5 protein-coding genes are annotated in these 9,772 nt (G+C 72.0%); 3 read left to right on the top strand and 2 right to left on the bottom strand.

What is annotated here, in order from left to right; translation table 11 throughout:
- Nucleotides 1–127: 127 nt before the first annotated feature.
- Nucleotides 128–1,639, bottom strand: a complete 1,512-nt coding sequence (locus tag ACFYO8_RS29540; protein ID WP_354872516.1) for an APC family permease — start codon at nt 1,637–1,639, stop codon at nt 128–130.
- Between the two features lie 199 nt (nt 1,640–1,838).
- Between ACFYO8_RS29540 and ACFYO8_RS29535 the strand changes: the two genes are divergently transcribed.
- Nucleotides 1,839–2,492: a GPP34 family phosphoprotein gene (locus ACFYO8_RS29535; RefSeq protein WP_354872513.1), complete on the top strand. Its 654-nt coding sequence runs from the start codon at nt 1,839–1,841 to the stop codon at nt 2,490–2,492.
- A 39-nt stretch (nt 2,493–2,531) separates the two neighbouring features.
- On the opposite strand, the gene ACFYO8_RS29530 is transcribed toward ACFYO8_RS29535, so the two are convergent.
- Nucleotides 2,532–3,131, bottom strand: coding sequence for a GNAT family N-acetyltransferase (locus ACFYO8_RS29530; RefSeq protein WP_355047587.1), 600 nt, complete (start codon nt 3,129–3,131; stop codon nt 2,532–2,534).
- 196 nt (nt 3,132–3,327) lie between these two features.
- Between ACFYO8_RS29530 and ACFYO8_RS29525 the strand changes: the two genes are divergently transcribed.
- Complete coding sequence (locus ACFYO8_RS29525; protein ID WP_355047588.1) at nt 3,328–3,969, top strand: cellulose binding domain-containing protein; 642 nt, start codon at nt 3,328–3,330, stop codon at nt 3,967–3,969.
- Nucleotides 3,970–4,111: 142 nt separating this feature from the next.
- Complete coding sequence (gene pulA, locus ACFYO8_RS29520) at nt 4,112–9,607, top strand: pullulanase-type alpha-1,6-glucosidase (RefSeq protein WP_387257831.1); 5,496 nt, start codon at nt 4,112–4,114, stop codon at nt 9,605–9,607.
- Nucleotides 9,608–9,772 lie beyond the last annotated feature (165 nt).

Genomic DNA, 9,772 nt, shown 5'->3' with positions numbered 1-9,772 from the left:
GGCGCCGCCCCCCCCCTCGGTGGGGGGGCCCCCCCCCCCGGCCGGGGGGCCCCCCCCCCCACCCCCCCCCCCGGGCGGGGGGGGGGGGGGGCCCGCCCCGGGGGCCCGCCCCCCCCACCGACGGGCGTCAGCGGTGGTGGGCACCGGCCCAGCGCTCGGCCGCGGGGGCCGAGTGCAGACCGGGTTCGTGCAGGTCCTCCTCGGTGACCTGGCCGATCCGGCGGTACGTGTCCGGCCGGCTGGTGCGCAGCACCAGGCCCCAGAGCAGACCGGCCACACCCGCCGCCACCGGGATCGCCGGCAGCAGCCACTTCAGGTAGCTCGCGGTGTCGGGGGCGAGCAGCGCGTCGAAGTTGAACAGCAGCACCAGCAGCACGGCGGTGAGCAGGATCGTGCCGAGCGCCGGGGCGATCGTCCGCTGCCACGCGCTCTCCGGGCCGGGACGGCCGCGGAAGAAGCCCACCACGGATGCCGAGGTGAGCGTCATCAGCAGCACGACGCCCACCGCGGCCGCGCCGGACAGCCAGGTGAACAGGTCGATGACCGGGTCACGGCCGGTCATCGCGAACGCCAGGAACACCACCACGGCGAGCACGCTCTGCACCAGCGAGCCCGCGACCGGCGCGCCGCTGCGGCTGGAGGTGGCGCCGAGGAAGCCCGGCAGGACCCGCTCCCGGCCGAGCGCGAACAGGTAGCGCGCCACGCCGTTGTGGAACGACAGCAGGGCGGCCAGCACGCTGGTGATGAACAGGACGTTGGCGATGTCCGCGACGACCGCGCCGGTGTACTGGTCGAGCGCGCCGAAGATGATGCCCGGACCCGCCTCGGCGCTGGCCGCGGGGGCGTTCTCCGGACCGGTGAGCACGGTGAGCGCCCAGGCGGAGAAGGCGTAGAACAGGCCGGTGAACGCGACAGCGATGTAGGTGGCACGGGCCACCGTGCGCCGCGGATCCCTGACCTCCTCGCTGTAGATGGCGCCGCTCTCGAAGCCGGTGAAGGAGGCGATGGTGAACGCGAGCACCGCGCCGAAGCCGGCGCCGAACAGATGGCCGGGGCTGATGCCGGCGGTGGTCACGGCGCCGCCGTCCGGGTTGGCGAAGGCCACCAGATCGAAGATCAGCACGGCCACGCATTCGAGGATGAGCAGCACTGCGAGCACCGTGGCGTTGAGGTCGATGCGCAGGACACCGAGCGCGCCGATGAACACCCAGGCCAGCAGCGCCCAGACCCACCAGTCGAGCGTGATCCCGGTCTTGGCGTCCATGAAGTCGCCCAGGATCGAGCCGAGCAGGCCGTACAGACCGATCTGGATCGCGTTGTACGCGGCCAGTGCCACCGCCGAGCCGGCCACCCCGCCGGCCCGGCCGAGGCCGTTGGCGATGTACGCGTAGAACGCGCCCGCGTTTGCGACGTACCGGCTCATCGCGGCGTAGCCGGTGGCGAAGACGGCGAGTACGGCGGCGAGCAGCACGTATCCGAGCGCGGCGCCGATGTTGCCGCTGACCGCGTACATGGTGGTCACACCACCGCCGAGAACGGTCAGCGGGGCGGACGCCGCGACGGTGAAGAAGACGAGGTGAGCGGTGCCGAGACGACCGCGGCGCAGCCCACCGTCGGAGAAGAACGGATCGGAGGACAAGGCTTCTCCAGGGGAGGGGGTAAGGGGATTGACGTGTCTACTTCGGAACAACGTGAAGCAGGGTATTGGTGATCACGTATTGTGACAACCCCGCTTCGATATCGATTTGGGGCGCGCGTGATCCGCCGGAATTGAGCTGTGCGTGGTCATGCCGTACCGTCCCGTGTCGACGATCACGGCCACCGTTCGAGGATGGACCATGACCTACCCCGGGGCGCAGGCCACTTACCGGCTTGCGGATGCGCTGTTCCTTATCGGACACGACGAGTTCACCGGCAAGCCACATGTCGCCGTCGACCGGCTGGAGTGCGGGCTGGCCGGCGCCGCGCTCGCCGAGCTGATGTTCGAGGGCCGGATCGCCCTCGACGGAGGGGGGATCGCCGCGGTGGACCCGCGGCTGTGGCAGGAGCCGCTCACCGACCTGCTGATCACCGAGATCCTGCGCCGCGAGGGAGCGCATCCGGCCCGGCTGTGGATCCGCTACCTGCGGACCCAGCTCAACATCAACGAACGGGTGGGCACCCGGCTGGTCACCGCCGGCGTACTCCGTCGCGAGCAGGGCAAGCTGATCGGCCGCGCGGTGCGCTGGCCGGCCAACGACCCGAACCAGGCGGCCTCACCGCGGGTGCGGCTGACCGCGATGCTGATGCACTCGTCCCCGGCCGAGCTGGACCCGGGCACGCTGCTGCTGGCGACGCTCGCCGAGGCGGTCGGGCTGGCCGCGCACATCTTCGACCCGCAGGTGGCCGCGCGGATGCGCGACTGCCGCCGGTTCCTGCCGGCGCAGCTCGACGGGCTGCTCGCCGCCGTCGTGGGCGCGCTCGACGTCAGCACCACGACGGTACGGCGATGACGTCCCGCCCCGGGCCGAGCCGGGGCGGGACGGCGCCGGTCAGGCCGGGTCGCGCCACATCGGGTAGAGGCTGGGGCCCTCCGGCAGGTCGAGCGTGACCGGACGACGCCGGAACCCGAGCCGCTCGTAGAGCTCGGCGTTGCGCGGCGAACTGGCCTCCAGGTACGCCGCCGTGCCGGCCTGATCCAGCTCGGCCAGCCTGTTACGCAGCAGCGCCGACCCGACGCCCTTGCCGTGATGGTCCGGGTGCACCCCGATGAAAGGCAGGTACCAGTGCGGCTCACCCGGGTGCCGGGCGCTCATCATCTCGTCCAGCACGGCGAACCGCTTCATGGCCTCCGCGCCGATCGCGGCCTCCATCCCGTCGAACTCGCCGCCGTCCTCGGCGTCGTGGCCCGTGCCGGTGGGCAGCCACAGCGTGGCGCCCAGCCCGTCACCGGCGACATATACCTCACCGGTGCGCAGCGCCAGCGCGACGAACGGTCCGAAGAATGCGGGATGGACCCGCGCACGGTGGTCGTCGGCCGGGAAGACCCATCCGCTCACCGGATCCCGCATGAAAGCCTCGGCGAGAATCGCTGTCACGACGGCGCCGTCCGCTGCGGACGCCCGCCGGATGTTGCCCTGCCACTCAGTCACTGGCTACCCGTCCTACCGGCTCGACGAGCCATTGTGGTCATTGATCGGCGTGCAAGGTATCAGGTGTGAGGCACCGGGCGGCAGGGCTCGAGCGCGATCCTCGCCGTGACCCGGTCCGGGTGGCTACTCTGGCCCGGACCCCGACAGGAGGACCATGTCCCGCATGCGTCGCCCCGACCCGCAGCCCGGAGCCGCCATGACCTCGTCCCCCTGGATCCTCGTCGCCGCCGGGGTGCTCGTGATGGTGGTTCTGCTGGTGGTGGCGCTCGGTTCGGTGCGGGGCCGCAGCACGTTCCCGGCGGCCGGTCCGGCCGATCCGGTGATGTCGCTGCCCGGCACGCCGCTGACGCCCACGGCGGTCAGCGCCACCGGCCCCTCGCCGGTCGCCGCCACCGCGCCGGTGCCGGGCCTGTCGCCCCGGTCCACGATGCTGCCCGCCCGGCCGACGCCGGCCGCGCCGCCTCCGAGCCCGCGGGGCGTGGCCCGGCCGGTACTGCCCTCGCCGCCCTCGCCCGCGCCGCCCTCGGCGGTGGCCGGCCGGTACAGCGTGACGAGCTCCTTCGACGGCGGCTTCATCGGTGAGGTGCTGCTCGTCAACACCGCGCGTACGCCGCACGGCTGGACGGTGCGGGCGGTGTTCCCCGGTGGGCGGCTGGTCACCGCCTGGGTCGAGGGTGCCGAGCAGGGCGTGTTCGGCTTCGCCGACGGCGTGTTCACCTATCGCAGCGGATTCGACCTGGCCCCCGGGCAGTCCGTGCCGGTGCGGTTCCACATCGAGCGGGCCGGTACCCGGCCGGCGAGCTGCACCGTCGACGGCACGCCCTGCGCCGACAGGTAGGTCAGGCGGCCCGGGTCGGGCCCGACGGATGCGCCATCCTTGCAAGGTAACTGCTTTGTTACGACATGGTTTGCAAGGTATTGCAGAATGTTTCGGCGAGGGCTAGCGTGCGGGCGAATCAGCGACCAGAGAAAGGCCGTCGATGAAACCGCCGCCGATATCCCCCAAGGCGCTGCTCGCCCTGGTCACCTCCCTCGTGCTCACTCTCGTCGGCGTGCCGGTGGCCCTCCACCAGCTCGGCGCAGGCGCCACCGGCCCGGCCGCCACCCCCGACGTCCTGGCCGCCGGCAACGCTCCGCAGTGGAACCGCGAGCCGTCCCCGGACGCGCTGCTCAAGGCCGCCACCAACACGGCGAAGGCCGAGCAGTTCTACTTCGTCCTGCCCGACCGCTTCGCCAACGGTGACAAGCGCAACGACACCGGCGGCCTGACCGGCGGCCGGCTCACCACCGGCCTCGACCCGACCGACAAGGGCTTCTACCACGGCGGCGACCTCAAGGGCCTGATCGACCGGATGGACTACATCCAAGGGCTCGGCACCACCGCCATCTGGCTCGCGCCGATCTTCAAGAACCGGCCGGTGCAGGGCGCCGGCGCGGATGTCTCGGCCGGCTACCACGGCTACTGGATCACCGACTTCACCCAGGTCGACCCGCACTTCGGCACCAACGCCGAGTTGAAGAAGCTGGTCGATCTGGCCCACCGGCGGGGCATCAAGGTCTACCTCGACATCATCGTCAACCACACCGCCGACGTCATCCGGTACGCCGAGGACAAGTACGGCTACGTGGACAAGAAGACCGCCCCCTACCGCGACGCGCAGGGGCGTCCCTTCGAGGACCGCAACTACGCCGACGGCACGCGTAGGTTCCCGGCCGTGAACGAGAAGTCGTTCCCGTACACCCCGGTGTTCGCCACCCCGGCCGACGCGAAGGTCAAGGTGCCGGCGTGGCTCAACGACCCGACCATGTACCACAACCGCGGTGACTCGACCTTCGCCGGGGAGAACAGCGAGTACGGCGACTTCTTCGGCCTCGACGACCTGTGGACCGAGCGTCCCGAGGTGGTGCGCGGCATGACCGACATCTACGCCCAGTGGATCGGCAAGGCCGGCGTGGACGGGTTCCGCCTCGACACGGTCAAGCACACCAACCTCGACTTCTGGCCGCAGTTCGCCAGCGGCATCGACGCCGCCGCGGCGAAGGCCGGCAAGAAGGACTTCTTCATGTTCGGCGAGGTCTACAGCGCCGAGCAGGAGATCCAGTCCACCTACGTGCGGCAGGGCGGGCTGCCCGCCACGCTCGACTTCTCGTTCCAGGAGGCGGCACGCGGGTACGCCGCCGCCGACGGCTCGGCCAGGTCGCTCGCCGACGTCTACGCCAAGGACGACCTGTACTCCGCGCGGGACACGAACGCCAACCGGCTCACCACCTTCCTGGGCAACCACGACATGGGCCGGATCGGCTCGTTCGTCGCCGCCGCCGGCGGTGACGACGCCACCCAGGTGAACCGCAGCCGGCTCGCCCACCAGCTCATGTTCCTCACCCGTGGCCAGCCCGTCGTCTACTCCGGCGACGAGCAGGGCTTCACCGGCCCGGGCGGCGACAAGGACGCCCGGCAGGACATGTTCGCCTCGCGGACCGCCGACTACCTCGACGACGACCTGATCGGCACCACCCGGACCCACGCCGCCGACCAGTACGACACCCGCCACCCGCTCTACCGGACCATCGCCGAGCTGGGCAGGCTGCGGACCGCGCACCCGGCGCTGCGCGACGGCGTGCAGGTGACCCGGTACGCGGCCGACGGGCCGGGCGTCTTCGCGTTCTCCCGCGTCCTGCCCGCCGACCGGGTCGAGTACGTCGCGGCGGTGAACAACGCCGCGACACCGCAGACTGTCACGGTGGACACCTGGTCGGCCGGCGCCCGCTTCACCGGCGTGTACGGCGGCGCCGCGGGCGCGACGGCCGGCGCGGACGGCAAGCTGAGCGTCACCGTGCCGGCCATGTCGGCGCTGGTGCTCAAGGCCGACCGGGCGATCCCGCAGGCCGGAGCCCCGACGATCACGATCACCGAGCCGGGCGGCGACCCGGTCCCCGGCAAGGTCGCCGTCACCGCCCAGGTCACCGGCGACCCGCTCGCCGCGGTCACGTTCGCCGCCCGGGTCGCGGGCGGGAAGTGGACGCTGCTCGGCAGCGCGCACCGCGCGCCGTACACGGTGCACCACGACCTGACCGGCCTGCCCGGCGGCACCCGGGTGGAGTACAAGGCGGTGGTCCGCGACGGCAAGGGCCGCACCGCCACCGCCCGTGCCACCGGGACCGTCGGCACCCCGGCGCAGGGCGCGTCGCGGGACTGGGCGATCGTGCACTACCAGCGCCCGGCCGGCGGGTACGACGACTGGCGGCTCTACGCCTGGGGTGACATCGACCCGGCGTACGTGACCGAATGGCCCGCCGGGCAGCCGTTCGCCGGCGAGGACTCCTACGGCCGGTTCGCCTGGGTCAAGCTCAAGCCCGGCGCGAAGACAGTCGGTTTCCTCGTTGTCGACGCCGACGGCAACAAGGACGTGGCGAACGACCGCACCATCGACGTGACGGCCACCGGCGAGGTCTGGGTCAAGCAGGGCGACCCGGCCCTCTACCCGACGCGGCAGGCCGCCACCGGCGAACCCGACCCGCCCGTCGCGCAGGACACCGCGCTGATCCACTGGCGCAAGGCCGACGGGAACTACGACGGCTGGGGTCTGCACCTGTGGGACGGCGCGGCCACCCCGACCGACTGGGCCGCCCCGCTCGAGCCGGAGAAGATCGACGCGTACGGCGCGGTGTTCCGGGTGCCGCTCGCGGCCGGGGCGGCCGGGCTGAGCTACGTCATTCACAAGGGCGACGAGAAGGACCAGCCCGAGGACCAGCGGCTCGACTTCGCCTCCGCCGGACGCGAGGTGTGGCTCCTGGCCGGTGTGAAGGGACGGCTGCTGCCGACCACCACGTCCGGCGCCGCCAAGGATCTCGACCTGACCAAGCAGAAGGCGCAGTGGATCGACAGGTCGACTGTGGCCTGGACGACCGGGCCGACCGACGGCAGGCGGTACGCGCTCGCCGTCGCCCCGGCCGGTGGGATCGGCCTCGCCGACGGCGAGCTGACCGGGACGTACACCACGATCCCGCTGGGGGCGCGGCGCAACGGGCTGACCGAGGCGCAACGGCAGGCGTACCCCCATCTCTGGGCCCATCGCGCCTTCACGCTGGATCGCGCCGACCTGGCCAGGGTGCCGGCGGCGCTGCGCGGCCAGATCGTGGTCACCGAACGGGACGCCGAGGGCGCGCTGCTCGCCGCCACCGGCGTGCAGATCCCCGGCGTGCTCGACGACGTCTACGCGGCGGCGACCGGCGCGAAGCTCGGCCCGACGTTCGCCGGCCGGGTGCCCACCCTGGCGGTGTGGGCGCCGACCGCGCGGACCGTCTCGCTGGAGCTGTACGACTCGCCCACGTCCCAGCCGACCAGCGTGGCGATGCGCCGCGACGACCGCACCGGCGTCTGGTCGGTACGCGGCACGAAGGCGTGGAACGGCCGCTACTACCGCTACCGGGTGCAGGCGTGGCAGCCGGCCACGCAGAAGATGGTCACCGCGTCGGTGACCGACCCCTACTCGGTGGCGCTCGCCCCGAACTCCACGCACAGCCAGATCGTCGACCTGACCGACCCGGCGCTCGCACCGGCCGGCTGGGCGAACCTGCGCAAGCCGGCCGCCCCGCCGGCGTCGAAGGTCCAGATCTCCGAGCTGTCGGTGCGGGACTTCTCCATCGCCGACACCACGGTCCCGGCCGAGCGCCGGGGCACCTACCTGGCGTTCACCGATCCGAACACGGCAGGCATGAAGCACCTGCGGGCGCTCGGCGACGCCGGGGTCAACCACCTGCACCTGCTGCCGGCCTTCGACTTCGCCACCATCCCGGAGAAGCGGGCCGACCAGGCCCGGCCGGACTGCGACCTGGCCGCGCTGCCGCCGGACTCCGACGAGCAGCAGAAATGCGTCGCGGCGGTCGCCGGCACCGACGGCTACAACTGGGGGTACGACCCGCTGCACTACACGGTGCCCGAGGGCGGGTACGCCGTAGACCCGAACGGCGCGAAGCGCACCACCGAGTTCCGCCGGATGGTCGCCGGAGTGAACCAGGCCGGCCTGCGGGTGGTCATGGACGTGGTCTACAACCACACCTCGGCCGCCGGCGCCGACCCGAAGTCGGTGCTCGACCAGGTGGTGCCCGGCTACTACCACCGGCTGCTGGAGGACGGAACCGTCGCGAACTCCACCTGCTGCGCCAACACCGCCCCGGAGCACGCCATGATGGGCAAGCTCGTGGTGGACTCGCTGGTCACCTGGGCCAAGGCGTACAAGGTGGACGGGTTCCGGTTCGACCTGATGGGCCACCACCCGAAGGCGAACATCCTGGCCGTACGGGCCGCGCTGGACAAGCTCACGCTCGCCCGCGACGGCGTGGACGGTCGCAAGATCCTGCTGTACGGCGAGGGCTGGAACTTCGGCGAGGTCGCCGACGACGCCCGGTTCACGCAGGCCACCCAGGCCAACATGGCCGGCACCGGCGTCGGCACGTTCAACGACCGGCTCCGCGACGCGGTGCGCGGCGGTGGCCCGTTCGACGCCAACCCGCGCGTGCAGGGCTTCGCCTCGGGCCTCTACACGGACCCGAACGGCGACGAGGTGAACGGCTCGGCCGCGGAGCAGCGGGCCCGGCTGCTGCACCAGCACGACCTGATCAAGGTGGGGCTGACCGGAAACCTGCGCGGCTACCGGTTCACCGACTCCACCGGCAAGCGGGTCACCGGCGCGCAGGTCGACTACAACGGCGCTCCGGCCGGGTACACCGCCGCGCCGGGCGAAGCGGTCACCTACGTCGACGCCCACGACAATGAGATCCTCTACGACGCGCTGGCCTACAAGCTGCCGCAGGGGACCTCGGCGCAGGACCGGGCCCGGATGCAGGTGCTCGCGCTGTCGACCACGGCGCTCGGGCAGGGCGCCGGATTCGTGACCACCGGCTCGGAGCGGCTGCGCTCGAAGTCGCTGGACCGCAACTCCTACAACTCCGGGGACTGGTTCAACCAGATCCGGTGGGACTGCGCCCAGGGCAACGGGTTCGGTGCCGGCCTGCCACCGGAGGCCGACAACAAGGACAAGTGGTCGTACGCGAAGCCGCTGCTCGCCGACCCGTCGCTGGTACCGGACTGCGCGGCGGTCGAACTGGCCGACGCCCGGTACGCGGAGCTGCTGCGCATCCGCCGGTCCTCGCCGGTGTTCGGCCTCGACACCGCCGAGCAGGTGCAGAAGCGGGTGGCGTTCCCGCTGTCCGGAACGAAGGAGACGCCGGGTGTGCTCACCATGACGCTCGACGCGCGCGGGCTGGACGGGAAGTGGAAGTCGGTGACTGTCGTCTTCAACGCCACCCCGGAGACGGCGAAGCAGACGGTCACCGGGCTGCGCGGGGCGAACGTGGCGCTGCACCCGGTGCTGCGGAACTCGGCCGACCCGGCGCTGCGTGCCGCGTCGTTCGACCGGGGCGCCGGCACGTTCACGGTGCCCGCGCGCAGCGTGGCGGTGTTCGTCCAGAGCTGACCGTACGGCCGACCGGCCCCCCGCCACGTCACGTGGCGGGGGGCCGGTCGCACACCCCGGGACCGTCAGGTCAGTTGAAGCAGTCCTCGACGGTGTTGGCGCAGTTGGTGGGGTCGTTGTCGCTGATGAGGGACTTGTCGTCGAGCTTGACGCGTCCTTCGTTGT

The organism is Micromonospora sp. NPDC005257 (assembly GCF_042872445.1).
In the GTDB taxonomy this organism is placed as follows: Bacteria; Actinomycetota; Actinomycetes; order Mycobacteriales; family Micromonosporaceae; genus Micromonospora.
This window is presented reverse-complemented; position numbering and strand designations above follow the sequence as displayed.